This window comes from Mycobacterium sp. NGS27 (genome assembly GCF_059813005.1).
Map to the genome: position 1 here is coordinate 52,422 of NZ_JCALDT010000010.1, position 24,146 is coordinate 76,567.

Below are 24,146 nucleotides of genomic sequence, written 5' to 3' on the forward strand. Positions count from 1 at the left end.
TCGCTTCGCCGGCCGAACCGCCAAGCCTCAGGTCGCCGCCTTATCCGTCCGGCGCTCGTCGTTCGCGGCAGGCTCCTCCTGGGGTGGCTGCCCCTTGCGCAGCGTCTCCAGCAGCTCGCGGTACGGCCCCACCAGGTAGACGGTGTCGCCGCCGCGAAGCCACGCGTCCCGGCGTGGGTGCAGCTCGAGGGGCGTGTCCCGGCGGGTGATCGCGATGACACGGGTCTGGGTGGACATCTCGAACATCCGCAACCCGTCTAGTTCGCTACCGGCCGCCACGTGCATGGCGCCGACCATGAACGAACGCTGGCCGACCGAGAACGTGCCCAGCACCTGCAGGCCCATCGCGGCTCCGATGAACCAGGGCGCGGCCAGGTCGACGGTCGAGCGAACGTTCTCGAAACCGAACCGCTTGGCCACCGCGTCGCCGAGGGTGCGGTCATAGATTCGCAGCACGATCGGCACGTCGGGCCGGTTGACCTCGGGCATCACCCGGGGACCGAGCATCTCGCGCAGCACGATTCCGGTCTCGATGTTGACCATGTCGTCCTGGGTCAGCACCGCGACGGCGCGGGCGCGGTCGACGCGGGCCGCCTCCAGCGTCTGGCGCAGCGTCGCGTCCCCGAAGATCACCGGCACGTCGAGTTCGTCCGCGGTCGACAGGAACCGGTTGTTCTCGTCGCGCTCGATCACCGCGACGTCGTACCCGGCGGCGGTCAGGTCGCCGACGACGCGGCTGCCGAACGAGCCCAGCCCGACCACGATGATGTGGTCGCGCAAATGGCGTGCCCGCCGTTCCCCGGCCGACTGCAGGAAGCGGCGTGACAGCAGCAGGTCCGCCAAGAACGCGACGAGCAGCGCGGTGGTTGTCACGCCGGCGAACATCAAGGCGACGGCGAATATCCGCAACCACGCCGACTGGTGGGCGAAGCCGAATTCGCCATAACCCACGGTGGTGATGGTCTCCGCGGTGAAATACAGCGCGTCCAGCCAGGACAGGCGCGGCCTGGTGTAGGAGAAGTGCACGACCACGGTCGACGCGAGCAACAGGGTGATCGCGAGCAGGATCGCGGGGAACAGCATGGGATTGACGTCGTCGCGCATCGCCCGCGCCGCGTCCGAGAGTCGCCGCATCCACGATTGGCGAGAGCGTGTCGCGCTCGGCCGGGGCGTCTTTATCCCGCGCGCGGCCAGCTCATCGGCGCTGCCGATCATGGCCGTCCAGTCACCGGCACGCACCTCATGGTCTCGCCCCGGGCATGGCACCACCTCGGCGGGCGTAGCGGAGTTTTCGCCGTGGATCACCGCTACCGGTGCCAGGTCGCCGTAGATCTCGCGAAGCGTCGCGTCGCGGGGCGCCTCGGCTCCCGACACCAGAAATTCGATCCCGGCCGCCTCGACGGGGTGCGTGTGGCTTGACAGGCAGGCCTCGACGACCGACGGTGCCGCGAGATCGGCGACGTCCAGAATGGCGCCAGGACCGTTGTCGGCGGCCACCGCTGCACGCAGCACGTCGTTGCCCAGGCGGGCGACCACGCGCACGTTCGGGTTCGTTTTCCTTGCCAGCAAGGCGATTTCGAGATTCTTCGCGTCATCAGCACCCGCGCACACGATCGCGCTCGCGCGGGCAAGATCGGCACCGCTGAGCTCCTCGCTGTGCAGCTTGACGATCGTGGCGCCCGCGCGGTTCAGTTCCTCGGCGATCGTGGTCGCGAGCACGTCGTCGCCGCTGACGATGATGTGGCGGCGCGTGCTCATATGCGTTCCGCCGCGACGACCCCGGCACGATCGCGGTCGTTCCAGCATGGTGAGTCGTCACGCATAAACCCCACCTCTGATGACATCGGCGCTCACTTGTTGTTACGACTATCGGGCACTATGCCCACTGACGCCAGCGCGACATGTCCTCAAACGTGAAGATGGTTCGCCGAGGAGGTCCATCACGCGGTAAATGCGCTGAAGTCGACGAAGGGGTCGGCTGAATTCTCAAGCCCGTCAACCTCACTTAAGATCACGACATTCTGTGCTTCGCCTTCGAGCGCGCGAAGTCCAACGGGAGGCCACGACACTGACTACGACCCGCTCCTATGACCGCTAGCTGGCCGGGCCCGAGTTGGCCCAACCCCTTCGACCCCGGCGCGCCGCCGCCTCCGCCGCCGGGCCCACCGCCCCCGCACCCGCCATCGGATGAAGTGAACACGCTGGCGACGCTGTCGGTGGTGTTCGCATTTCTGCTGGCTCCGGTCGGAGTGGTGTTGGGGCACTTCGCCCTTAGGGATATCCGCCGGCGCGGTGACCGCGGCCGCAATCGCGCACTGGTCGGACTGACGCTGTCGTACGCGTTCACCGTGCTCGCCGTCGTCGCACTGGTGTTGTGGGCGACCCTCGGCAACCATCACGCCGGACAGCCGACGGCGCACTCCGGGGGAACCACCGCCGGGGGCGCGGTGAAGCCGAGTGCCACCACGGCCGCACCGCCGGAACCGTCGGTGACGCCCGAGGGCCTGCAATCGCTGGTGCTCACCGGCGAAGACGTCGCGGGCCTCATCAAGGCGCCCGGCATGTACGTCAACAAGACGTGGACCCAGACGCACGAGCTGCAGCCCGGCGACAGCTTTGTCCCCCCGGAATGCACCGAAGCGGTATTCAACGGCTTGACGGCGTCTTATCGCGACAGCGCTTATCGTGCGATCTACGGCGTGGACCTGGGTCAGCACACCAATGGTTTCCCGCACGGGGTCTCGGAGTTCGTCGCGACATTCGACAATGCCGCGGCCGCAAAGAGTTTCGTCACCGGCGCGGTCAATCACATCAACAGCTGCGCCGGAAGACAATTGACGTACTCGCACGGCGGCGTGTCCGGTATCTACAGCGTCGGAAACCCGGTGCAAATTGGGCCGGTGACATCGGTGCGCAGCACCCTGGGGGCCGTGCAGGACAATGGGCGGACCACCGACGTCGGCAACCAGCACACCAGCGCGCTGCGCGCCGTGGCGGCCAAGGCCAACGTCGTGGTCGACGTCGATGTCATCGGACGCGATCTCGGCGACGACGCCACCACCCTGGTGCAGGCCATCCTCGGCCGAATTCCGAGTTGAGCTCTCGGGCAACGAAATCGGCGAGCCTCGATCTATAGGACCTGGATGTCCGCGGGTGACCAGAACGCTCGCATCGACGTGATCTTGGCGTCCCCCATACTGGCGTCGTGACTTTCATCGAACGCCTCGCGAGCCGTGAGATCTATCGGAACGCGTGGATGGTGCTGCGAGAAGATGACATCCGTCGCGCCGACGGCAGCGTGGGCATCTACAGCGTCGTCGACAAGCCGGCCTACGCGCTCGTCATGCCCTACGACGGGCAGCGCTTCCGTCTGGTCGAGCAGTTTCGCTATCCCCTCGATGAGCGGCGCTGGGAGTTTCCGCAAGGCACCGCTCCCGATCTGGCCCACGCCGAACCGGCCGAACTGGCCGAACGCGAGTTACGCGAGGAAACCGGGTTGCGCGCAACGTCCTTCGAAGCGCTCGGCCAGCTCGACGTCGCCCCGGGAATGACCAGTCAACGCGGCTGGGTCTTCTTGGCGACGGGTATCGCCGAAGGAGAAGCCGACCGAGAGCTCGAGGAGCAGGACATGCGCAGTGCGTGGTTTTCGCGTGCAGAGGTCGAGCAGATGATTCGCGGGGGAGTCATCGCCGACGCGCAGTCGGTCGCCGCCTACGGGTTGTTTCTCCTGCGGGGGTGATGAATCCCGCGAGGACACCGTGATCGTGTCCGCGCCGAGATCGCGCCGCGTCATCGAACGCCCACCATTGACGCAATGCGGCCGGGGTTTCGGGTAGTTGCGATGGTTGCCGCCGTCGCCGCGTTGGTCGTCGGAGCACCCGGCGGGTGGGCGAATGCCCTGTCGGCATCGTGGAACGGGAAATACTCGCTGGTGCGGTATGCGGTGAGTAAATCCGGCACCAGCGTCGCCGCCAAACAAGCCGAACCGACCTTCAGCGCGGATTACGTGTTCGTCACCGCATGCTCGTCGGGTACATGCGTGGCCACCGCTACCAACGGCCCCACGCCGAAGAACCCGACGCTGCCCCAGCCGTCGCACTACGTCTGGGACGGAGCCAAGTGGGTCGAGCGCTTCGACTTCCAGTGGGATTGCTATATGGGCGAAGGCGTTCCGAAGGTGTGGGCACCGGCGAGGTCGTGGGCCTTTTACGCACCGCAGCCCGATGGGTCGCTACGCGGAACATGGCACACGGACATCATCAGCGGTCCCTGCCAGGGGAGCGTCGAAATGCCGGTGGCGGCGTTCGCCGCCGGGCCGGCATGACGGAGCCGCCTCGATCAGTCCGGCGGCGCCGGGGTCATCGAGGCGATGTAATACGTTTCGTGCCCGGTCGGGTAGCCGCCGCCGCCGGTGGCGATGTGAACATGGTCGTAATGGTCGGCGGTCTCTGAGCCCAGGTCCGCCATCCAGTTCCCGCCGCCGACGCCCGGGTAGATCTTCTGCCGCCAGATCACGTGGTTGATGCTCCAGCGTTTTGCGTTCGCCAAGGCGTAGCCGGCGATCTGGTTGCCGAGCTCGATGCCCTCGGGGCTACGGAAGTTCGGGATCATCACGTCGATCGCCAGCCCGTTGGGATGCCACGGCAACGGGTCCTCACGGTATCCGCCGATGGTTTTGATCTGAGGAAAGAGCACGCTGATGACGCGGGCCGCCCAAATGGTCTTGACCTGCAACCGTTCCTCGGACGCGACGCCGCGCGGCAAGGCGAGCTGAAATTGCGTGCCTGCGGAAGGCGCGGGGGGTGCCATCGCCGTCAAGGCCTCTACCTCGGCCGGGGTGGCGGCGCGCGGCGCGCCGGGGGGTGGCGGAGCCGCCACCGCGCTGGTGCTGGGAGCCGCTGCGGGGGTCTCGACGCAGCACCGTGGCTTGGTGCCCTGCGCGTGGATCATCGCGGCGGAGACGACGAGCGAAGCCGCGATCGCCAGCCATCGCCAGCGGCCCTTAGCGAACACCTTCGCCCCCACGACCAGCAGCTTAGTGTCGTTTGTGACGCGTGGGGTGCGTTTTTCGGATTGCTTGTCCACTATCGGGCGCAGGCACCACAATGGCAGCATGGCCGAGCGATCGTTTGACGACGCAAATGCCTTCCATCGAGCGATGCGCCGCTTCGCCTCCACGACCGTGGGTGTGGCGCTGCTTCGCCCGACCGCGCACCACCTCGACCGCCTCATCACCAAGGCCACCGGTGGTAGGCGCAGCTTCGCAGAGGTCGCGACCGGGGTCCCCGTCGTCATGCTCACCACCACGGGCGCCAAAACCGGGGAACCACGCACCGTCGCCGTCTACGGCATCCCGCATCCGGACGGCGTGGGCCTCATCGCCTCCAACTTCGGTGGCAGCAGGCATCCGGCCTGGTACCACAATCTGAAAGCCCATCCGCAAGCGACCGTCACCATCGGCCGCGATACCTGGCCTGCCACCGCACGGCTCGCGACGCCACGCGAGCGCGACGAGATCTGGGCCAAAGGGGTCGAGATGTATCCGGGCTGGCGGAAGTACGAAGCGCGGGCCAAAGATCGACGCATCGAGGCGTTCGTGCTGGCACGAAGCTGAAGTGACGGGCGGCAAACCCGGTTTTTGCACAGCCGCTATACGTGTGTCTAAGAAGCATTCCGAATAAGTCACGAAAAAAACACGGCCAGCGAGTCTGGCGATATATGTCCTTACAGTTAGCGAATGAACGTTACGAAAATGGCGATGACGGGCGCTCTAGGGTTCGCGACCGTGATTTCAGCGGCGTCCATAGCATCCGGTTATCCCCACCAGGAGATGCCCACTTTGCTTATGCTGGGTTTCTTCGGCATCCCGACAACTTCGACATGCTACGACAAAGCATGCCAATCACCTTTAGACAGCAATCCGGACGAATCGGCGAGCCTGCGCGCTGAGTCGGTGGCGATCGGCCCAACGCCATGACGGTGTTGTTCGCGACGGAGTGGCCCACGGAGGTATGGGCCGTCGAGCACACCAATATCCGCAACGAGCGGGTGGTAGAGGTCATGGAGGATTTGCATGCCGCCCAACGGTTCATCGACAAGGTGGACAGGAACTATTGGGCGGAGCCAGTACTTCTGCACAGCAGGGTGAACTTCTTCCCCTGCACGCCCGATCGCAACGGTTCAGACCATATCGACGAAGAACCCAAACCTGCCAAGCGGCAATGGTCGCTTTTCAAATCGGCGGTTAGCATTAAGCGCAGATATTCACGCCATACCGGGGACTACGCGAATATCCCCAAATGACGTGAGGAATGTGCCAACGGCCGCATCCGGATTTCGCTTATGAAATCCGGATCGCGCATGTGTCGTCGAATTAGCTCGGCGAAAACGGCCGAGCAGGACCGGTGATCACAATCTGGGACTAACGGCACCGCGTTGCGCGGACTTGTGGCCGTACTGGTCAGGTGGTGCCCCCGGCAGGATTCGAAAATGCCGCTCCGTCCGGTGCTGTCACCGGCAGTTAGCTGCAGAAATCTGCGTCTACCTGCCGATATGCCAATAGTAGGTTACGCACACAATTACGCAAGGGTTAGCATGAATCCGCATGCCTGGTGCACGTGTGGGGCACGGCGGGAAGGTAACCTGAAATGGCGCGGCGATCATGGGGGAAGCTCCGCAAGCTGCCGTCAGGCAAATGGCAGGCGTCATACGTCGGCCCCGACCTGCTGCGGCACACCGCAAAAGCAACCTACACCGCGAAGATCGACGCCGAAGGCTGGCTATCCGACGAGCGCCGCCTCGTCGAGCACGGCGCATGGACCCCGCCGGCCCAACGTGAAGCCGAACGCCTCGCGGGTGGTGTCACCGTCTCCGAATTCACGAAACAGTGGATCCAACAGCGGCCGCTGAAAGCTCGCACACGGGTCGGATATGAGTCCACCTTGGCACGATTCATCACCGACACCAGCCTGGGCCGGCTACCGCTGCGCAACGTCACTCCCGCCGCGGTTCGCGCGTGGTTCGCCAACCTCAGCGGCTCTAAGCCGACCGCCCGCGCCCACGCCTACCAACTGCTGCACAGCGTGTTGGCGACGGCCGTCGTTGACGAGCTACTGCCGTCGAACCCGGCCCACATACCCAAGGCCATGCACACGCCGACGAAACGTCAGCCCGTCATCTTGTCAGCCGCCGAGGTCGCCGCACTGGCCGACGCCATCCGGCCCGAACGCTTCCGAGCGCTGATCCTCGTCGCCGCCTGGTGCGGCCCACGATGGGGCGAACTGGCCGAGCTGCGACGCAAAGACGTTGCCCCGGACTGCATGACAATCACGATCGCACGCGGCACCACCCGCCGCGAAGGTGTATGCCACATCGACACCCCGAAATCAGGCCGAGGGCGCACCGTCGTCGTGCCGCCACACATTCGGGCCGACCTGATCGACCACATGGCGAAGTTTGTTGGGCAATCGTCGGAGGCGCTGTTGTGGCCGCCGGCGCGCGGGGGATGCCATCTCGACGGCAAGGTGTTCCGCGACTCCTATCTCGTGCCCGCCCTGGACGACATCGGCCGGGATGGCGAGAAGCTGCCCCGGCCGACCCAGCACGACCTGCGACACTTCGCTGGCACGTCCGCGGCCCGCGTCGGCAACCTCCGCGAGACGATGGACCGCCTCGGTCACAGCACCGCAAAAGCCAGCCTGCGGTACCAGTCGATCGCAGCCGGGCGGGACGCTGAGGTGGCCGATGCGCTGTCGAAACTCGCTGAACCGCCAGCAAATTAGCCCAGGCGACACACGAAGTTTGTCATTTGCCGACTACGCGTGACTATGCGTGACAGGGGCGACCGTCCCAGGCGACACTTTTTCCGTGTGGTTACGCAAACTAGTGCGGTGATGGGCAAATAACGTCTAGCGCAAAACGCATACAGCGCGAAATTGTGCTTACGTTGCATACGTGAGCAAGGAAACAGGCAGCGCCTCAAGCGCTTTCGTCAGCATCACCGAGGCGGCCGCAACAGCCTACGTCTCGAAGGACACCATTAGGCGCCGAGTCGCAGATGGGACACTACCCGCGCGCCGCGTCGGGCCCCGGCTCATCCGCATACGCCGCGCCGACCTCAACGCTTGGCTCGGCCTAGACGACGCGGTGGTAGGCGCTGTACCGGGAACCCACACTGAGCCTCCACGTAGGAGCCGCCTAACGCAATAGCCCACAACACAATTCACCCAAACAAGCTCCGCGGGGCCACTGGGCCAATTTGACGGGCCGCGAGCACGAACCCGAAGGAGCTGCGCCATGGAGGCGCCCACAAAAGAAGAAGGCCCCGGCCGAGACCGGGGCACCTCAACATCCCTTAGTGAAATCATTGTAGCACAACGCGATTCCGCCGCGATTGATAAGTGGGGCAGAGATTGGCGGCGCAGAGTGCAACGCGCAGTCGTTGACGAGAGGTACTTCGATATGTGCCCTCGAGGCATCCAGGAAGCTGCGCTGCAATACCTAGGGCGTGAGGACGACGAAGGCTGCGTCCAGCACCAGGCCGACGAGTATTACGACGGCGGTGACGCCGCATGAGCGCTCAGACATCCGCTGAAACGATGGCGTGGTATCACAACCTAGGGCTGGCCCCCGAACAAACGGCCGATACCGCAGAAGGTGAAAGGTGCTCAGCAGCAGTCAGCTACGCGGGCATGACCGACATCGAGGCATACATCCACGTCTTGAACTACCAGCGGGGAGAGCGGGTCTCGTTCAACCGCCAGCTACGCCCGGGCGGAAAATTCGAATCCCGCATCATCGATGCCGGCGACCTCGCTGCCTACGTCAACAACGCGACCGCCGCAGCATGCTACTGGATCGGGTTCAACCCCACCACAGCCACGACAGGGCGCGGCACCCTCTCCGACGTGTCTCGCCTCGCGGCCATGCATACCGAACTCGACGACAAGAACACCAGCTTGGCGCAACGGGAATCCATCATCGACACACTCACGGCCCTGTTCGGCGCGCCGTCGATGATCGTCGGCTCAGGGCACGGCGTCCATTTGTACTGGCCGATCGCAGAGGGCGACGTCACCGATGGCTTCACTACCGCCGCGGCCGCGGAATTACTCGCACGGTTCGGCCGGATCGTCACTGCGGTCGCGGCCGAAAAAGGCGCGGGCAAGCCAGATGCGGTGTGGGACATCACCAGAGTGCTACGGGCGCCGGGCACCACGAACTATAAGGACATCAACAATCCGGTGCCCGTGACCCTCACCGTCAACGCCACAGCGCAGCCGCTGACCGTCGCTGAAGCCGAATCACGTGTCGGCGCCGCTGAGGCGCTATACCCTCCGCAAGCACCAGGTACCCCCGCCTCGGCGCCGATCACCCGCCTACCAAGCGCCTACGCCGGCGAATCCGTGGCCGATCGATACAACGCCGAGCACGGTTGGACGGACGTGCTTGCGCCGCACGGCTGGACGTGCATCAGCGCCGATCCAGACGCCGACGGAGCGGTCTGGCTGCACCCGACCCACACGTCGGACTGCAGCGCCACCGTGCGGCACGGCTGCCTGTTCGTGCATTCGACTAGCACAGAATTCGAGACCACATACCCCGGAGACCCACATGGCTACACGAAGTTCCGTGCGTACGCCCTCCTCAACCACGACGGTGATATGAGCGCCGCGGCCAAAGCACTCCTCGGCGGCGCTGAATCGTTCCGCAACACCGACTTCGGATACAAACCGGTCAGCGCGGCCGCTGAGGCGGACGGGCAGCCGACGCCGGACGCGCAAGACGCGCTGGATAACGCTATCCGTAACCGCGCGTTGCAGATCCGAATCGACCGGGCGGCGAAGGAACTCGTCGACGCCGAGCAACGGCCGAAGATCGAATACCCGCCTGTCAAATCGTTAACCGCGCTGCTAGCACAGCCGTGCCCGCCAACGCGGTGGCGGATCGACGGGGTGCTACCGATCGAAGCCCGCATCATCGTCGAGGCCCAATACAAAGCGGGCAAAACAACACTCAGCGGCAACTTTGCCCGCTCACTAGTCGACGGTGAACCGTTCCTCGGCCGGTTCGCCATCCATCAGCCAGCTGGCGCGCTCGCGATGATCGACGACGAGCTATCCGAGCACACCGTGCAGGACTGGCTTGGCCGCCAAGGCATTCGCAACACCGACGCGGTCGCCGACGTTGTTACGTTGCGCGGGAAGCTCGCGACATTCAACCTGTTTGATGACAAATGCCGCGGGGCGTGGGCGAAACGGTTCCGCGACCTCGGGTGCGACTACCTGATCTTGGACTGCCTGCGCCCCATCCTCGATGCTTTCGGTCTCGATGAGAATCGCGACGCCGGGCTGTTCCTCGTCCAATTCGACGCGATGCTCGAGGAGGCCGGCATCAATGATGCGATGCTGATCCACCACATGGGGCACCAAGGGGAACGCTCCCGCGGCGACTCGCGGCTGCTGGACTGGCCAGACGCGACTTGGAAACTCGTCAGGGAAGATGAATCCCCCGCGTCGGCGCGCTACTTCTCTGCGTATGGCCGCGATGTCTCAGTCCCCGAGGGCCGGCTGACCTTCAACGAGACCACCAGGCACCTTACGTACGCTGCCGGGTCGCGGGGCGATGCTGAGGCCGAGGCGGCACTCAACGCCGTGATTGATCTGCTATCTGATGCCGCACGGAATTCTGAAGGTGGGCTCAGCGGCCGATCGATCGAACTGGCCGTCACTGGCGAACACACACGGACGGCCGTACGCGCCGCGATCAAGTGCGGCGTGGGACGCGGACTGATCCGTGTCGACGATGGGCCGCGGCGCTCAACGCTGCATTCGATAGCGCAGCCGTGCGGGGACTGCGGGAAGCCGCTTGCGGCCGGGCAAGCCGGACTCCACGAATCATGCCGCGACGTTATCGAGGGGGCAGCGTGAACCCCAAGTGCGCCAGTGCGCCGCAGTGCGCCGCCAGTGCGCCGGCGCACACAGAAAAGTCAGTGCGCCAGTGCGCCAGTGCGTATATAGAGGCGCACTGCACTGAGCACACAACTGGCACGGAAAAAACAGCTCACTCCGCTTCAGTGCGCCCAGCGGTCACCGCCGACCCCCTCGTGCCGCAGCGCCGTTTGTGGCGCCGCCCGTGGCGCACGGCGGCGATCCTGACGATCCGCGGTCGGCGGTATCAGTTCGACCGCATGATCGAGGCCGACGGAGGGAGCGGCCGCCGTCTGCTGCTGTGCCTCGCGGGCGACGAGGCCGCCGCAGTCATTGAGTTTTACCCCTTGACGAAGCAGCGCCATCGCGGCGGTGACCAATGAACGCCCCGGACCTAGCCGCTCTGCTCGGCGTGGCCGCGGACGTGCCGAGGCTTCTCAAGGCGGCCTGCCGGGCCGAGACGTGGATGGCGGATGTAGAAGTGCGCTCGAGCCGCGACACGATCGACGCGGCCACGGACGTTTGCCTGGGGTGCCGTGAGATGCAGCGCTGCGCCGCCTGGGCGGAGTCGCTGCCGGCGGACCGGATGCCGGCCGGGGTTGTCGCTGGCCGGCTCTACGTGGATCCACCCGCCATCGTGTACGCGCGCAGCGTGATGGCCGCGGAGTTGAAGTCGCGGAAGTCGCAACGGCAGTTGACACTCGCCGCCGGCCTCGACGCGAGGGCATCGTGAAACAGCCGACCTTGTTGTCGTCGCGCCAGGAGGCGGCCCGCCGGGGGTGTTGTGCTCCGGTTGTACAGGCCGAGCGCCGCGACCTGCCTGCCGACGCCAGAGTGGTAGGCCGCAACGGCCGGACGTGGCCTGCTCGCAAATGGTCGGACGCGCGGCGTGAAGCCCTCGCGGCGGCCGTGAAGGCTGCGCTGGCGGCCGGTGTGCGCCAAGTCGACATTGCTGTCGCGCTGGACGTGAGCAAGGGCTTCGTGTCAGAGGTCGCCCGTTCTGTGCCGAATCGGCGCCAGCGCGGTCAGCGACCGAAGGCGGCGTCGTGAATCCGTCGGCCGATGGCGGCGCGGTCCGCTGGTTCCCGCCGTCTCCGACGGGTGCGCCAGCCTCGACGTGGCACGCACCGCTGCCTGCCGCACCGTGGTTGATGCGCCCGCACGCTGCATGGGCGGACGAAGACCCGAGCCCTGGTGTATCGAACCACGGGTTACGACAGAAGGCATTTGAGGGCGCTTCCGCCCAGACTGGAGGGCGATCGTGAGCCAGTACGACTACACGGCAGCTGACATCGTGAAGAACGCCCGCGCCCGGCTGCACAACATGGTCGACGACTTCGCTCGATTGCATGACCAGGTGCCCGAGCACCTGACCGAGGTTGCACCCCTGTTGGAGTGGGCGGCCGCGCACCTGGGGTCGCTCGCAAGCGATCTAGATCAACACCTCGAGGCGATCGGCGGCGACCCGCTAGCCTACGACGACGGCCGCCCCGTGGTGTCGGAGATCGCCTTTGAAGAAGGTGGCCGCGGTGTGCGCTACGTGTGGGATCCCAGGCCGGATCATGTAACAAACCGCCCACATATTGCAGCGCAGGACATTCCGATCGGTGACGGCACGCTCGCCGACCTGGTGGTGTCCGGCGCGGGAGTGATTGACGTTGTGCGGCGGGCGGTACCGGACGGCAGCGGCTGATGCCCACCACCCATGCCCAGCGTCACGTCTACTTGAGTAAGTGCCGCGCCGCGGTCGTCGAGCTGCTGATGCGGCGCAACGACAAACGGGAGCCGACACACGGCCTGCGCGAGATCATTCGGTGGCTTGACTCGGAGCTAACTGCAGCCAGTTCCGCCGACGGAACCTCTGGCGCAATGGATTTGCGAACATCAGAGTGTGAGTGCGAACTACTTAGCGCCCAGCAAGTCGCGCAGCTCGTCGGCTGCAGCGACCGCTGGGTGCGCGACAACGCCAACGCGCGGGCGCTCGGCGGGAACCCCGTCGGGCGGACGTGGGTGTTTCACCGCGCCGCCATCGACGAACACCTCGCCGGGCGACGCTGTGACGATCCTGCAGTTGGCGATTGAGGCTTACGTCCGTTCATTAACGGACAACGAATTTGAGCACCTTCTGGCTGTTGCGCGGCCGGAATGCCTAGCACACCAAGGAGTGACCTGATGGCGACCAAACTTGCCAGCGGCTACATCGAGTTGACGGTCAAGCGGGCCGGCAACGCGATGAAAGAGATCACCGCCGAAATCACCGGCATCGAGAAGGCCGCCCAGAAATCCGCCGACGCCGCGGGCAAGGCAATCGACGAGGGAATCACCAAGGGCGCCACCGCGGCCGGGAAGTCGGTCCGCGACGCGATCACATCCGGCGCCCAAAAAGCCGGCCAGGACGCCGGCAAGGCTGCCGGGGATGCGCTCGAGCAGGGAGTCCGCCAAGGCGCCGAGAAGGCCGGAAAGTCTGCCGGCACCGCACTCGATAAGAGCATCGGGGACGCGGCGAAACAGTCCGGCAAGCGGGCGGGAGATGCCGTCGGCGGGTCCATCATCGATTCCGTTAACAAGGCCGCGAAAACGGCGGGCGTCGACCTCGATCGGATCCTGGTAGACGCGGCCGGGCGGGCCGGCGGCGCGGTCGGTAGGGCGATCGGCGACAGCCCGGTTGGTCAATGGCTGCAAGGCATTAGCGGCCAGATCGCCCCAGTGGTGGACGGCATGCACAGCATCGGGGACGCGATCACGGGCATCCGCGACCGGGACGCTGCCGGCACGCTGAATGGTGTTTCGGATGCCCTCAAGGCGATTGGTCAAACGGGCGCCGCGACCGCCGTGCAAGACCTTGCCGGCAAGGTGGGGCCGCTGCAGTCCACGTTTACCGACCTCAAGACGCAAGTCGACGGGACTGGGCAGATTCTGCGGGCGTTGGGGAACGACGCCCCGGGTATCGGCGGAAAGCTGCAGTCAATCGGCACGGCAGCTTCCGCGATGGCCGGACCGCTGGCCGCGGCCGCAGCGGCGGCGTTAGAAATCGATAAGGCGTTGCATATCGACTCGAACACTTTCGATCCAGGCCAGCACGGTTGGGGGCACGTGCTATTCGGCAAGGTACCCGACTGGCTGGGCCTCACCGACCCGTCGAATGGGTTGGACAAGCACCTGACTCCCTCGGCGCCGGCACCAGCACAACCGCCGGTGCCCATGGCGCCCCCACCGCCGCCGGCGAACATCGGCGACATGCTGCTGCCGCCGGTGCCCAAGCGCGCCAAGGGCGGTGTGACACCGGCCGGCAAGATTTACGGCCCAGGCACCGGCGTTTCCGACTCGATCCTCGGGGTTGGCGCTGACGGCATCCCAACCGCCCGGGTATCCGCGGGTGAGGGCGTCGTCAAGAAGTCCGCCATGGACCGCGGCGGCGCCGCGATCGTCGCGGCGCTCAACGGCGGCATGACGCTGCCGCGCTTCGATGACGGTGGTGTGGTGCCGCCGCTCCCGATGCCCGAAACGCAGCCGATCAAGGTGCCCGAAGCACCCGCGCAGCAGCAAAACGCTTTCCAGCAGTGGGTCGCCGCCCAGCAAGGCCACCCCTACCAGTACGGCACCCTGTACGACTGCTCTGGCCTGATGAGCCAGATGTACAACCACCTCACTGGACAGAACCTTCCGCGGTTCAACACCGAAACCGACCTCCGCGCATACGGTTTCGTGCCCGGCACCAAGCCAGGAACCTTCCAGCTCGGCATCCACCACGGCGGCGGCGGACCAAACAGCCACATGGCGGGGACATTGCCGGACGGCCGGAACGTCGAATCCTCGAGCAACGGTGTGCAGATCGGCACCCCACTCGCGCATGGAGCGCTCGACCCGCAATTCGAGGACCACTGGTATTTGCCGGGCAGTGAAGGCATGGGCGGCGGCCCTAGCCCGGCGGCCGCCATCCTCGGCATGGGCGGCCAGCAGCCGGACGCGGACCTCGCGCTAGCGGGGCAGCCCGCCGACAGCCCGATCCGCACGGAGGGTTATATTCCCGCCGGAGCCGGTGCCAGCGGGCAGGCCGGTACCAGCTTCGCGTCGGGCCTATACATGATGGCCGCGTCAGCGATCAACCAGGGCATCGACCAGGCCGCGTCCGCCGCATCATCGGCAGCGGGCATGGGCGCCAACGCATTTGCGCCAGGATCGGGCGGGGCCGCGTCCGCCGCGGCGTCCACCGCTATCGGTCTGGGCACCGACATTGCCAAGAAGGGCGTTAACTACGGCTTCCAGATGGCCGGCATCTTCACCGACGCCGCCGCCGAAATCCTGATGCCATTCGGTGTGCCGCGGTGGCTGTCGACCGACCCCAACGCATTCATTCCAAAACCGCCCGGCCAGCCTGCGGCTGTCACCACGGGCGAAAAGGCGCAACAACAACAGCATCCCGGCACCGGCGTGCCGCCCGGACCGGGATCGCAACCCGGTGGCCCGGTGCAGCCCGGCCAGCTGCCCGGCCAGCAACCCATTGGTGCGCCGGTGAAAGCGGCCGACCCCGGTACCGGTTCTGGTGTGGCACCAGCCGCCCCGCCCATTCAAAGCCCGACGCCGTCGGGGCCTGCGGTGCCGCCACCGACGCCGGCGCCAACGCCTAACCCGAACCAGGCGGGGCAGCCAGAAGCAGTGAAACCGCCTGCACCGCAAGGGGTGCCGGACCCGATGAAGGACTGGCTCCACCAGATGGGTGTCTACGACCGCGGCGGGATGCTTCCGCCCGGCGGTATCGCGATCAACAAGAGCAAGCGCCCCGAACCGATGGCGGTGTTCACCGGCCAGCAGTGGGGCACGCTGCAGGCCCTGGCGAATAACGATGTCGCCGCGCCCGATCCGCGCGCCTACGGCGGCAGCAATGACTACAGCGTCCGTATCGACAACGTGACGGTCAAGGACGTCAACGAGATGCAGCGCGAGATTGATTCACGGCAGAGGTTGCAAATGATGCGTTACGCGGGGCGGCCATGATTCGGGGCGACGCACCGACGCCTCCAACCCATGCCGGCCCTCAGAAAACCGCGGACGGATGGCCCACCCGCCTTGCGAAAAGCCGATCACTTGGGCGACGGAAAGCGAGTAGTCGCAGAGGCATTCAGGGGATGAAGCGATGACCGCCGCGAACGATTGGGACGCACGTTTCTGTCGGCACATCAACCCGGACGGCTCTGTCATCGTCCCGGCGCGAATCGCGCGAGTGCTCGACAAGCGAACCTTACCCGAGTGGCGAATGCTGATGCGCACCAGCGACATCGAAGCGTATGAGATTTTGGGCGCGCTGCACCTGTCTGGGTTGGGGTACGAGCAGAACGTGTTTCCTGTACAACCCCAAATGTCCGGTAGCGGACACGAATTGGCAGTTACTGCTGCACAGCAGACAGAATCGAGGCATGAAAAGTTGACCACCCCAGAGGCAGCGGAACGCCTCGGCGTGACAGATAGGACCGTAAGACGTTGGTGCGCAACGAAACGCCTGCCCGCCCAATGGCACGGCGGACGGTGGCACATTAACGAGCACGACCTACGCGTTGCCCAAGCGTCGGCCGCAGCTTAACTAGAAGGGAACCCACAATGGCCGAGATCGCCGACACGAAAACGGCAATGTCGAAGATCCGTACCAGCTTCGCAAAAAAGTGCGACTCGATCCGCGCCGATTCGCGCTTCACAGAAGCTGGGCGACGCCAAGAACTAGCCAAAACCTTGCTCGCGCACAGAAAACAAGCAGCCGCATTGCGTGACAGCACAACTCTCGACAACGACGCGACCCGCGCGAAGATGATGACCAAGGTGTTCGGGCTGCCCGCCGACGCTGACGCCGGATCGATTCTTGCCTACCGGGACGCCATGGATAGAGCGGCGCAGATGCGAAGCCCCGGCGACCTTTCGGACCTGCGGGAACGGGCGACCAAAATGGGCGACCACCTCCTGGCCCGCGCCGCCGCCGCCCGCGCCTTCGAAATAGGGGCAAGGGACGTCGCAAAGGACTACGCCGAATCCGCCGGCCTCGACGACGAATACGACGACCTTGTGGCGACACCCACGTCGAGTATGGCCGGCGCCGCCCTGTTCTCAGTCCCCACCCCGACCGAGCTGCGTCCCGTCGTGGGCGGCGTGTCGGACGACATGCTGCAGCGCATCGCAGACGGCGACTCGTGAGCGAGGCAGCCCGGGAGGCGCAGCGGGACGCTAAAGCCGCTGCTGCCGACGCGCTGCGCAACCTCCGCAAAAGCACCGCGCTCCCGCGGACGCTGCAATTTCTGACCGGCGAGGCGGTGCTGCTTGAAGACCGCGAGCCGTGCCGGAAGCCCTGGGCGGATGTGTGATCGCCCCGTGAGACGCGTGATGGCGCCGCCGTATTCATGGCTGCGGCGTGGCCGCCGATCCGCACAACGCCGCCGGGTCACGTTGTTTCCTCGCGGGCAGCGTGGCCCGGCGGTGGCCAACGACTAACGAGAGGTGGTGCCTCACATGACAACGCCACAGCGGCCCGAGCGTTGCAGGCATTGCGGCACAACACGAATGAACATCACCAAGCACCGCTGGCTCTATGGGCAGCGGGTCACGCTGTGCGGACCCTGCAACCGCAACCACAATCGGCACGTGCACAGCCGCCGGCGAATACCGAAGGACCGCTACCGCCGGCCCGCAGGTGGTGCCGCATGACGCGCCCCTCGGGTTGGCAACGTCAAGGCAAGCCGACGGCTTCGAGCTACGTCGCACGCACCTACCAATGGCAGCGCACCAGGCGACGGATACTGCGACGAGACGACTTCGAGTGCCAGATCCGTGGGCCGCGGTGCCTGGGCGACGCTAGCGAGGTCGACAAGGTCACGCCGATCTCGCTGGGCGGGTCCGATACCGACGACGACAACTTGCGCGCGGTGTGTGTTCCATGCCACCGGAGCAAGACGGCGCGCGAGGCCGCCGCCGCTGGCGTGGCGGCACGTGCCCGCCGCGGCGGGAAGCGTCCACCGCGAACGCACCCCTCCGACGCTTTGCTAGTGGATTCGTAGCATGGCTACAAAGTTTGCTGATCGTGTGCACAGCGCACTGGTGATGCATAACTATGCGCAGGCGGCGAGCGGCTTGCAGCCTCCTGACCTGCGCATACCCCGGGGGAGGCCCCCGACCTGCGGTTATGGCTCACCGGCCGACATAGTGGCTGGCAGTATGTCGGCGTCCCCGAGTCCCCATTGAATGCATAATATGCGGCCACGTAGTTTGCTGGCGCTTGACCTGCGGGGATGCACGATGCTACGCCAGCCAGCGACCCCAGTTAATTGCCGATAACTCGGCGCAAAACCGGGCCATATTGAAAGGAAATACGGACTAATGAGCACGACGCAACGCGGTAGACCGCCGTCCACTGAGACCAGGATCCGTCGGCAGTACGCCGAGCTGCTCGAGGAGATCGGCGGGGGCCGTATCGACTTCAGCCCCGACGAGCTCGAGATGATCGACTCGGCGGTGCGTATCGGGCAGCGCATCGACCTACTCAACGTCGCGCTGGCCGCCGAGGCCGGCAAGGACAAGCCGGATCCGGCTGTGCTGGTTCGGATATCGGCCGAGATGCGGGCATCCGAGAAAGAGTCGATGTTGACTGCAGGCCGGGTGCGTCGCGGCTTAGAGAAGACGATCGCGGCGGCGGACAAACCAACCAGCACCCGGTTGCGCGTCGCCGGGCACAACGGGGGGCGGCGCTGATGGGGCGCCTACGTGGGCCGGCCGCCCAGCCGGTGTCGGACTACGACAATGCGGGTGACTGGTACCGCGGCGTGCACTGCCTCGAGTACGCGCGCCACACTGGCGTTGTGGATGATTCGTGCGCCGAGGTAGCGAACTACCTCGATGCCTGGGAGGCCGCGAACGGCGGCCCGCCCAGGCGGCTGGATGGGGAGCGCATGTCGTCGTGGCCGGCGTTTAGCGGCGGGCGTGAACGGTTCACCTGGCCGGCTGTGTCGGGTGAGCGGAAGCTGTCCGCGGTGGCCATCCGTGAGGGCTGGTATGCCCCCGTCGATTACATGGACCTGTGATGCGCCAGTTGTGGCCGCTCCGGTGGTGGTCGGCGCGGTGGCGCCTAGCCGATCTCGAGGCGCGGGTGACGGCGTTGGAGGCTGACCGACCGCGGATTGTGCAGGTAAGTGGCAGGGCGCGACGTTAGCGCAACGAGCCGCGTCGCTTGGTGGCCCACGCCCGGTAGGCCCGGTAGCCCATCAGCACCGCGAGGAGGCCCGTGCTGACTAACCCCAAAGCCGTGCCGTGAGTGCACGCATTCACCACGAACAAGGCCAGGAACAGCACAGCCATCGCCGCGAAAAACGCCGGGCTGTACAGGGGGTTCATCTTCACGCGGGCGTCCTGCCTGTCATTGGCGTGTCCGGGATTCGGCATGCTAGTCATCATTCCAGTGCACGGCCTCAGTCGCCCAGGCACTTGCCGGCGGCGTCGAGGCCGTCGGCGACAGCTGCCGTACCGAGAGCGATCTGGCCGAGAGCGACGGGGATCCCTACGCCCGTCCCGCCCTCGGGGACGGCGGTCAAGATCGCAACGGTGCCGCCGACGGGCTCCAGCAGGGCCTTTGTCGCGTCGTAGATGCTGCATGGGGCTTTGGCGGGTGCGGCTGGGGCCGGACCGACGGCCGCGGGGTTGGGCAGTGGGGTCGTCAAGGGGCTCGGCAGCGGCGATGCGGGCGGACCAGCCTTAGGCGCTGGCGGCGCAGTCATGCTCTGTTCCAACTGCGGAATGATGCTGGGCCGCGGCGGCGGGGGCGGCGTCCCGTCAGGGGTGTCCCAAGGCGCGAACGGTGGTGGGTTGGTGCCGGAGCCGTTGTCTTCAGTGAAGTCGACTAACCGAACGCCGTTGTGGTTGGTGCTTGGAGGTTGTGGCTGCCCTGCGTTACGGGCGGGCTGCGACTGCCCCCCGCTGCCGTTGCTCGTTTGCGCCTGCCCGCCACGATTGGAGTTCGGGTGCTGCGGAAAGCCACCCCCGCCGAGGCCGGCTGTGGCCGCGGTGAGTTGACCGGAGACCTTGGTGTCTGCCCCGTCGAGTTGCTCGGCGCGCAGCCGAATGTCAGCGGCGAACGCTTCGGCCTGAGCTTGACGCGCCGCGCGTTCGGCCGGGGAAGTGCTGCGGGTGTCAGTGACTGACAGGTCTTCTCCGACAGTGAATCCCGCGTTCTGGGCGTCTTCGACGCCATAGAGGACGCGGCGCTGGGCCGCGCTGATGTCGCTGGCACCGTTACGGGCTATCCCGGCTGCTTGCCGTAGCTGGTCGGCTTTGCTGCTGACGACGGATAGGTCGGCTCCGGTGCGTTGCCGTAGCGCGTCGCCGCCGGCGCCGTGCCAGGTGATGGATTGCGCTTGGTTGCGCATCGTCAAGAAGGCGTCTTCCCAGCGGTCGGCGGTTTGCGTCCAGTAGGCGGCGGCGTCGATGAGGTGCTCGGTGCTCCAAGCTTCGATCTGCGAGAGGGTCGCGGGCATCTAGACCACCGTCACCCCGGTGACGGCGGCTATGTCGGCTGCCGATGTGGCCTCTTGGGCGATGTATCCGCCGGCGGCCGTCGTCACCCCGCCGACCGTTTCCTGCGTCCGTGCCATAAAGGATGCCGCGGTCACACCGATCGCCGCGTTGACCGCGTTGACGGCCGCCGTGGTGGCCTGGAATGGTTGCCCCGGCGCCGGCGGCGCCCCCACCAGTTGGGACGTAAGCGCGCCCCACTGGCCAGCTGTAGCTGCTAGCTCGGGCGGGAGAACCTGCAACGAATCTTGCCCCATAACCGCGTGAGTTTAGGCCGCGCACTCGCTGATCGCTATTCACCGCTGGCCGACGGTTTGCCGTCTCAGTATCTGAAGCAGCTGAAAAAGCCAAGCACATACCCACCGGTCATGATGAAGGCACCGATTGCCGCAATACGTAGGTCGACTGCCTGTACCTCGTTGAGCCGAGCGGCGAAGCGCTGCACTTCGGCCTTGGCATCGGTAAGTGCCTGCGCGGCCACCGTGTCGGCGTGTTTCCTGGCGTCCTCAATTGCATGGTCAATCCTGTTGATAGCGGCATTGATGGGACCGAACATGGCACGTAGCTCTCGCACGTAACTCTGTATCTGCGCGAATCTCTCGTCCGCCGTGGCGTTTTCGTCAAGCGTGAACGCGATGTGCGCATCGCCCGCCATCAGCGTCCCAACGGCCGATAGAGACGCGTTGATGCTTCCGGTGTTTGGTGTATCGCTGCGAAGGAGGTGTAGCCACCAGTTGCGCACCCGGGCTGCCAGCCCCGTAGCGCGGCCGTAAGCGTAGAACAGTCCGACGCCAGTGACGATAGCGCCGACCAATTGGACCGTCGTGGACAACCAACGCATAGATTTCGACGATAGGCATCGCCACCGACATAGGTGCGCAGGAAGTGCTTTTCCCGCCCGGCCCTTACGGATTTCACAGGAAAACGCCCCGCCGAGGTTGCTTCGCGGCGGGGCGTTCGTTCTGGCGAGCGTTGGATTACGTAGGCGCCGCCGCCACGCCGGCAGCGGCGGCCACCGCTGCCGCGGCGACCAGCCACCAGCGGCGGCTCATCGCGCCACCTCCACGAGCTGTCCGAACAAGACCTGCGACCAGCCGACCGCGCTGGGGTCGAATACGGCCGGGTCAGCGTGCAGCAGCACCCAGGACACAGCGACCGCAGTGAAGGCGGCGAACCACGTCCACCCACGGCGGCTCACAACGCGCTCCCGGCCGGGTGGCGGTCCCTGGCGGCGTTGATCGCCTGGCTGCGGTCGTCAACCGGCGTGACGTAGCCGTCGATCCGGTCGATGATGTTGGCTACCGCGCGGCTTGCCGCGAGGATGTCGCCGTGTACCGCAGCGCAGGCCGCAGCGTGGTCATCGGCCGCCCGAAACGCCAGGGCGGCGCAACGCCCCGCGTGGCGTAGGTGCTGCAGAGCGTTCGTTAGCGCGGTGTGAGCTTCGGCGTGGTCGGCGATGCTGTGGGTCATTTTGAGCCTCTCCGTCAGGTGGTGTATTTGCTGACACCAGACGAAGTGGACTCCGAAGTGCACGCCGAGGGCATTCGCTACGTGACCAGATGCCCGAAAACCGGCTTCTAGCTGCTAAAACGCTTGGTGCCCCCGGCAGGATTCGAACCTGACGGACAGTTCCGGCGTGGCTAGTTTCATTACCTGTGGTTTCTTTGCTTCTACCTGTGGTTTCGGCACTTTAACCTACCCGGCAGTATAGGACATTGCCGGACACATCGGTACACTCATGTTGTGCAAATGTTGTGCAGAGTTATGAGCGATGCCGCGTAAGCGTCGCGGCTTCGGCCGGATACGCCAGGAACGTTCCGGGCGTTACAGCGCGGCCTACATGGGGCCTGACGGAAAACTGCACCACGCGCCCAGGACGTATTCCGCCGAGTCGGACGCTGAAGGTTGGCTCGCCAACCAGCGCCGCAAGATCGACCTCGGAACGTGGGGAGCTGTCGAGCGATCTGATGGCGTCACGCTACGCGCCTACACCGACAAGTGGATCGAGCAACGGCAACTCCGGCCCCGCACCCGCCAGCACTACGAGTCGATGCTTGAGCGGCTGATCCTGCCCACCCTCGGCAGCGCGAAACTCATCACCCTCACGCCGGCCAAGGTCCGCCAATGGCACGCCGAGCTCGGCGCCGACCACCCCACCCGCAACGCGCACGCCTACGCCCTGCTGCACGCGATCTGCGCCACGGCGGTACAAGATGAAGTCCTCGACGCGAACCCGTGTCGCATCCGCGCGGCGATGCAGACCAAACGCAAACGCAACGTCGACATACTCACCCCCGCCGAAGTCGACCGCCTCGCCAGCAAGATGCCGCCCCGGCTCCGCGCAAGCGTATTGCTGGCCGCCTGGTGCGGCTTGAGGTGGGGCGAGACCTCCGAGCTACGCCGAAAAGATGTCAGCGGCGACTGCGCCACCCTCCGCGTACGGCGCGCAGTCACCTATCGCAAAGGCGAGTTCATCGTAGGAAAACCGAAAACCGCGGCGGGGATTCGTGACGTGGCGATCCCGCCGCACATCCGCCCAATCGTCAAGGCGCACTTAAAGAACCACGTGGCGCGCGACCCCGAATCGTTACTCTTCCCCGTCGACGATCAGGGCAAGCACATGCACGGCGACAATTACCGAACCGACTGGGAGAAAGCCCGCGCGGCGATCAGCAAGCCCAACCTACGGGTACATGACCTACGGCACGTCGGCGCCGTGTTAGCCGCCCAAAGTGGCGCTACCACAGCGGAACTCATGCACCGACTTGGGCACACCACACCACAGATGGCACTGCAATATCAACACGTCGCCGCGGGCCGCGACGCCGAGATAGCAGAGCGATTGTCAAAACTAGCGAAGGGCGAGCAAAAGTGAATCAGCGTGGCTATGAAGCGCCAGACCCCGAAACGGCACAGTGGTGGATCGACCACTTAGACACGCCCCCGCTCGTCGTCATCAAGTGCGCGCATGGTGATCCTCGCTGCGGTAAGCGAATCGCAGAGATCAAGCGCGACGGCGAGGTCACGGTGGCACTTCGTAAGATGGTTCGGCCGGAACCAACCGTGCCTTCGCCGAGAAGCAACTGGATCGCACAGACTGAGACCGAATTGGAGGAGCGGATCGCCGAACGCGAACGGCATGTGCTCAAACGTTTTGAAACAGACGACGGGCCAATGGAGGTGATGAAGCAGCACCGTGACCTGCCGGCCGCGGTCGCACCGCTCAATTGGTGGTCTAGCTATACGTGTCCGGACCATGGTGAGATCCCCGTCGAGAAAGATGACCTCGCCAACTTCGTGGCAAAAGCCGACGACACGCTAAGCATCACGAATCGCACATACTGGGCACCCCGTTGACATATACTGACAAGCAGGTCCAAGCGGTGCGCTAAACCCCGTAAGGGGATATTACGACCAGGGCAGGTCGAAACAGCTTGAAGGAGCTTGTTTCGCCATGCCCAAGAGGCTTGAATCCTTATCTGTCGCGGCTCAGATCGCGAACGTCCACCCGCGGACCCTCCGCCGCTACATCGCAAGCGGCCGGCTTCGCGCCTACCGTGTAGGCCCCCGCCTCATCAAGGTCGACCTCAACGAGTTTGAGGCCATCTTCGAACCAGTCGGCGGTGGTGACAATGCCGCCTAGTGAATTGGCCCCCCAGGACTGTGGCGGTCCTGGGA

At 65.5% G+C, this 24,146-nt stretch carries 31 protein-coding genes; 23 read left to right on the plus strand and 8 right to left on the minus strand.

Annotation, left to right across the window (positions count from 1 at the left end):
- Positions 1–27: 27 nt before the first annotated feature.
- Complete coding sequence (locus AC5Y30_RS22790; RefSeq protein WP_499921205.1) at positions 28–1,758, minus strand: NAD-binding protein; 1,731 nt, start codon at positions 1,756–1,758, stop codon at positions 28–30.
- 329 nt (positions 1,759–2,087) lie between these two features.
- Here AC5Y30_RS22790 and AC5Y30_RS22795 point away from each other — a divergent pair, with 329 nt between their 5' ends.
- The 3 genes from AC5Y30_RS22795 to AC5Y30_RS22805 all read left to right on the plus strand — a co-directional run bounded on the left by AC5Y30_RS22795 (position 2,088) and on the right by AC5Y30_RS22805 (position 4,324).
- A complete protein-coding gene (locus AC5Y30_RS22795; RefSeq protein WP_499921207.1) occupies positions 2,088–3,098 on the plus strand; it encodes a sensor domain-containing protein in 1,011 nt (336 codons plus the stop codon).
- 158 nt (positions 3,099–3,256) lie between these two features.
- The gene (locus AC5Y30_RS22800; RefSeq protein WP_499921390.1) at positions 3,257–3,739 is read left to right on the plus strand and encodes an NUDIX domain-containing protein; all 483 of its coding nucleotides are present in this window, start codon (positions 3,257–3,259) and stop codon (positions 3,737–3,739) included.
- Positions 3,740–3,814: 75 nt separating this feature from the next.
- Complete coding sequence (locus tag AC5Y30_RS22805) at positions 3,815–4,324, plus strand: Rv2253 family sensor-like surface protein (protein WP_499921209.1); 510 nt, start codon at positions 3,815–3,817, stop codon at positions 4,322–4,324.
- Between the two features lie 14 nt (positions 4,325–4,338).
- Here AC5Y30_RS22805 and AC5Y30_RS22810 read toward each other — a convergent pair whose 3' ends face one another.
- Positions 4,339–5,013, minus strand: coding sequence for a VldE C-terminal domain-containing protein (locus AC5Y30_RS22810; protein ID WP_499921392.1), 675 nt, complete (start codon positions 5,011–5,013; stop codon positions 4,339–4,341).
- Between the two features lie 100 nt (positions 5,014–5,113).
- Here AC5Y30_RS22810 and AC5Y30_RS22815 point away from each other — a divergent pair, with 100 nt between their 5' ends.
- The 17 genes from AC5Y30_RS22815 (at position 5,114) to AC5Y30_RS22895 (ending at position 18,985) form a co-directional block, all read left to right on the plus strand.
- Positions 5,114–5,614: a nitroreductase family deazaflavin-dependent oxidoreductase gene (locus AC5Y30_RS22815; RefSeq protein ID WP_499921211.1), complete on the plus strand. Its 501-nt coding sequence runs from the start codon at positions 5,114–5,116 to the stop codon at positions 5,612–5,614.
- A 123-nt stretch (positions 5,615–5,737) separates the two neighbouring features.
- On the plus strand, positions 5,738–5,977 hold the full coding sequence (locus tag AC5Y30_RS22820; RefSeq protein ID WP_499921213.1) for a hypothetical protein: 240 nt from the start codon (positions 5,738–5,740) through the stop codon (positions 5,975–5,977).
- A complete protein-coding gene (locus AC5Y30_RS22825; protein ID WP_499921215.1) occupies positions 5,974–6,303 on the plus strand; it encodes a hypothetical protein in 330 nt (109 codons plus the stop codon). Before AC5Y30_RS22820 ends, AC5Y30_RS22825 begins: the two co-directional genes overlap by 4 nt.
- 344 nt (positions 6,304–6,647) lie before the next feature.
- A complete protein-coding gene (locus AC5Y30_RS22830; protein WP_499921217.1) occupies positions 6,648–7,781 on the plus strand; it encodes a tyrosine-type recombinase/integrase in 1,134 nt (377 codons plus the stop codon).
- A gap of 172 nt (positions 7,782–7,953) precedes the next feature.
- On the plus strand, positions 7,954–8,208 hold the full coding sequence (locus tag AC5Y30_RS22835) for an excisionase family DNA-binding protein (RefSeq protein ID WP_499921219.1): 255 nt from the start codon (positions 7,954–7,956) through the stop codon (positions 8,206–8,208).
- A 482-nt stretch (positions 8,209–8,690) separates the two neighbouring features.
- On the plus strand, positions 8,691–10,928 hold the full coding sequence (locus AC5Y30_RS22840) for an AAA family ATPase (RefSeq protein ID WP_499921221.1): 2,238 nt from the start codon (positions 8,691–8,693) through the stop codon (positions 10,926–10,928).
- A gap of 146 nt (positions 10,929–11,074) precedes the next feature.
- Positions 11,075–11,311 (plus strand): hypothetical protein, encoded by a 237-nt coding sequence (locus AC5Y30_RS22845; protein ID WP_499921223.1) that lies wholly within the window; start codon positions 11,075–11,077, stop codon positions 11,309–11,311.
- Positions 11,308–11,661, plus strand: coding sequence for a hypothetical protein (locus AC5Y30_RS22850; protein WP_499921225.1), 354 nt, complete (start codon positions 11,308–11,310; stop codon positions 11,659–11,661). Before AC5Y30_RS22845 ends, AC5Y30_RS22850 begins: the two co-directional genes overlap by 4 nt.
- Positions 11,662–12,189: 528 nt before the next feature.
- Positions 12,190–12,621, plus strand: a complete 432-nt coding sequence (locus AC5Y30_RS22855; RefSeq protein WP_499921227.1) for a hypothetical protein — start codon at positions 12,190–12,192, stop codon at positions 12,619–12,621.
- Positions 12,621–13,010, plus strand: coding sequence for a helix-turn-helix domain-containing protein (locus AC5Y30_RS22860; protein ID WP_499921229.1), 390 nt, complete (start codon positions 12,621–12,623; stop codon positions 13,008–13,010). The genes AC5Y30_RS22855 and AC5Y30_RS22860 overlap by 1 nt, the downstream gene beginning before the upstream one ends.
- Positions 13,011–13,100: 90 nt before the next feature.
- A complete protein-coding gene (locus AC5Y30_RS22865) occupies positions 13,101–15,923 on the plus strand; it encodes a C40 family peptidase (protein ID WP_499921231.1) in 2,823 nt (940 codons plus the stop codon).
- Positions 15,924–16,062: 139 nt separating this feature from the next.
- Entirely contained in the window at positions 16,063–16,506 is a 444-nt protein-coding gene (locus tag AC5Y30_RS22870) for a helix-turn-helix domain-containing protein (RefSeq protein WP_499921233.1), read from the plus strand.
- 17 nt (positions 16,507–16,523) lie between these two features.
- Positions 16,524–17,108: a hypothetical protein gene (locus AC5Y30_RS22875; protein ID WP_499921235.1), complete on the plus strand. Its 585-nt coding sequence runs from the start codon at positions 16,524–16,526 to the stop codon at positions 17,106–17,108.
- Complete coding sequence (locus AC5Y30_RS22880; protein WP_499921237.1) at positions 17,105–17,275, plus strand: hypothetical protein; 171 nt, start codon at positions 17,105–17,107, stop codon at positions 17,273–17,275. Before AC5Y30_RS22875 ends, AC5Y30_RS22880 begins: the two co-directional genes overlap by 4 nt.
- Positions 17,276–17,611: 336 nt before the next feature.
- On the plus strand, positions 17,612–17,965 hold the full coding sequence (locus tag AC5Y30_RS22885) for an HNH endonuclease (RefSeq protein ID WP_499921238.1): 354 nt from the start codon (positions 17,612–17,614) through the stop codon (positions 17,963–17,965).
- Between the two features lie 319 nt (positions 17,966–18,284).
- Positions 18,285–18,656 (plus strand): hypothetical protein, encoded by a 372-nt coding sequence (locus AC5Y30_RS22890; protein ID WP_499921240.1) that lies wholly within the window; start codon positions 18,285–18,287, stop codon positions 18,654–18,656.
- The gene (locus AC5Y30_RS22895; protein WP_499921242.1) at positions 18,656–18,985 is read left to right on the plus strand and encodes a hypothetical protein; all 330 of its coding nucleotides are present in this window, start codon (positions 18,656–18,658) and stop codon (positions 18,983–18,985) included. The genes AC5Y30_RS22890 and AC5Y30_RS22895 overlap by 1 nt, the downstream gene beginning before the upstream one ends.
- Positions 18,986–19,109: 124 nt before the next feature.
- On the opposite strand, the gene AC5Y30_RS22900 is transcribed toward AC5Y30_RS22895, so the two are convergent.
- The 6 genes from AC5Y30_RS22900 to AC5Y30_RS22925 form a co-directional block, all read right to left on the minus strand.
- A complete protein-coding gene (locus AC5Y30_RS22900) occupies positions 19,110–19,301 on the minus strand; it encodes a hypothetical protein (protein WP_499921394.1) in 192 nt (63 codons plus the stop codon).
- Between the two features lie 68 nt (positions 19,302–19,369).
- Positions 19,370–20,431, minus strand: a complete 1,062-nt coding sequence (locus AC5Y30_RS22905; protein WP_499921243.1) for a hypothetical protein — start codon at positions 20,429–20,431, stop codon at positions 19,370–19,372.
- Positions 20,432–20,725: a hypothetical protein gene (locus tag AC5Y30_RS22910; protein ID WP_499921245.1), complete on the minus strand. Its 294-nt coding sequence runs from the start codon at positions 20,723–20,725 to the stop codon at positions 20,432–20,434. It lies immediately after the preceding gene.
- Between the two features lie 65 nt (positions 20,726–20,790).
- A complete protein-coding gene (locus tag AC5Y30_RS22915; RefSeq protein ID WP_499921247.1) occupies positions 20,791–21,309 on the minus strand; it encodes a hypothetical protein in 519 nt (172 codons plus the stop codon).
- A gap of 207 nt (positions 21,310–21,516) precedes the next feature.
- The gene (locus AC5Y30_RS22920; RefSeq protein ID WP_499921249.1) at positions 21,517–21,666 is read right to left on the minus strand and encodes a hypothetical protein; all 150 of its coding nucleotides are present in this window, start codon (positions 21,664–21,666) and stop codon (positions 21,517–21,519) included.
- Positions 21,663–21,938 (minus strand): hypothetical protein, encoded by a 276-nt coding sequence (locus AC5Y30_RS22925; protein WP_499921251.1) that lies wholly within the window; start codon positions 21,936–21,938, stop codon positions 21,663–21,665. The genes AC5Y30_RS22920 and AC5Y30_RS22925 overlap by 4 nt, the downstream gene beginning before the upstream one ends.
- Positions 21,939–22,239: 301 nt before the next feature.
- On the opposite strand from AC5Y30_RS22925, the gene AC5Y30_RS22930 reads away from it, so the two are divergent.
- The 3 genes from AC5Y30_RS22930 (at position 22,240) to AC5Y30_RS22940 (ending at position 24,111) form a co-directional block, all read left to right on the plus strand.
- The gene (locus AC5Y30_RS22930) at positions 22,240–23,343 is read left to right on the plus strand and encodes a tyrosine-type recombinase/integrase (RefSeq protein ID WP_499921253.1); all 1,104 of its coding nucleotides are present in this window, start codon (positions 22,240–22,242) and stop codon (positions 23,341–23,343) included.
- Entirely contained in the window at positions 23,340–23,825 is a 486-nt protein-coding gene (locus AC5Y30_RS22935; RefSeq protein ID WP_499921255.1) for a hypothetical protein, read from the plus strand. Before AC5Y30_RS22930 ends, AC5Y30_RS22935 begins: the two co-directional genes overlap by 4 nt.
- Positions 23,826–23,922: 97 nt before the next feature.
- On the plus strand, positions 23,923–24,111 hold the full coding sequence (locus AC5Y30_RS22940; RefSeq protein ID WP_499921256.1) for a helix-turn-helix domain-containing protein: 189 nt from the start codon (positions 23,923–23,925) through the stop codon (positions 24,109–24,111).
- The last annotated feature ends 35 nt before the right edge of the window (positions 24,112–24,146 follow it).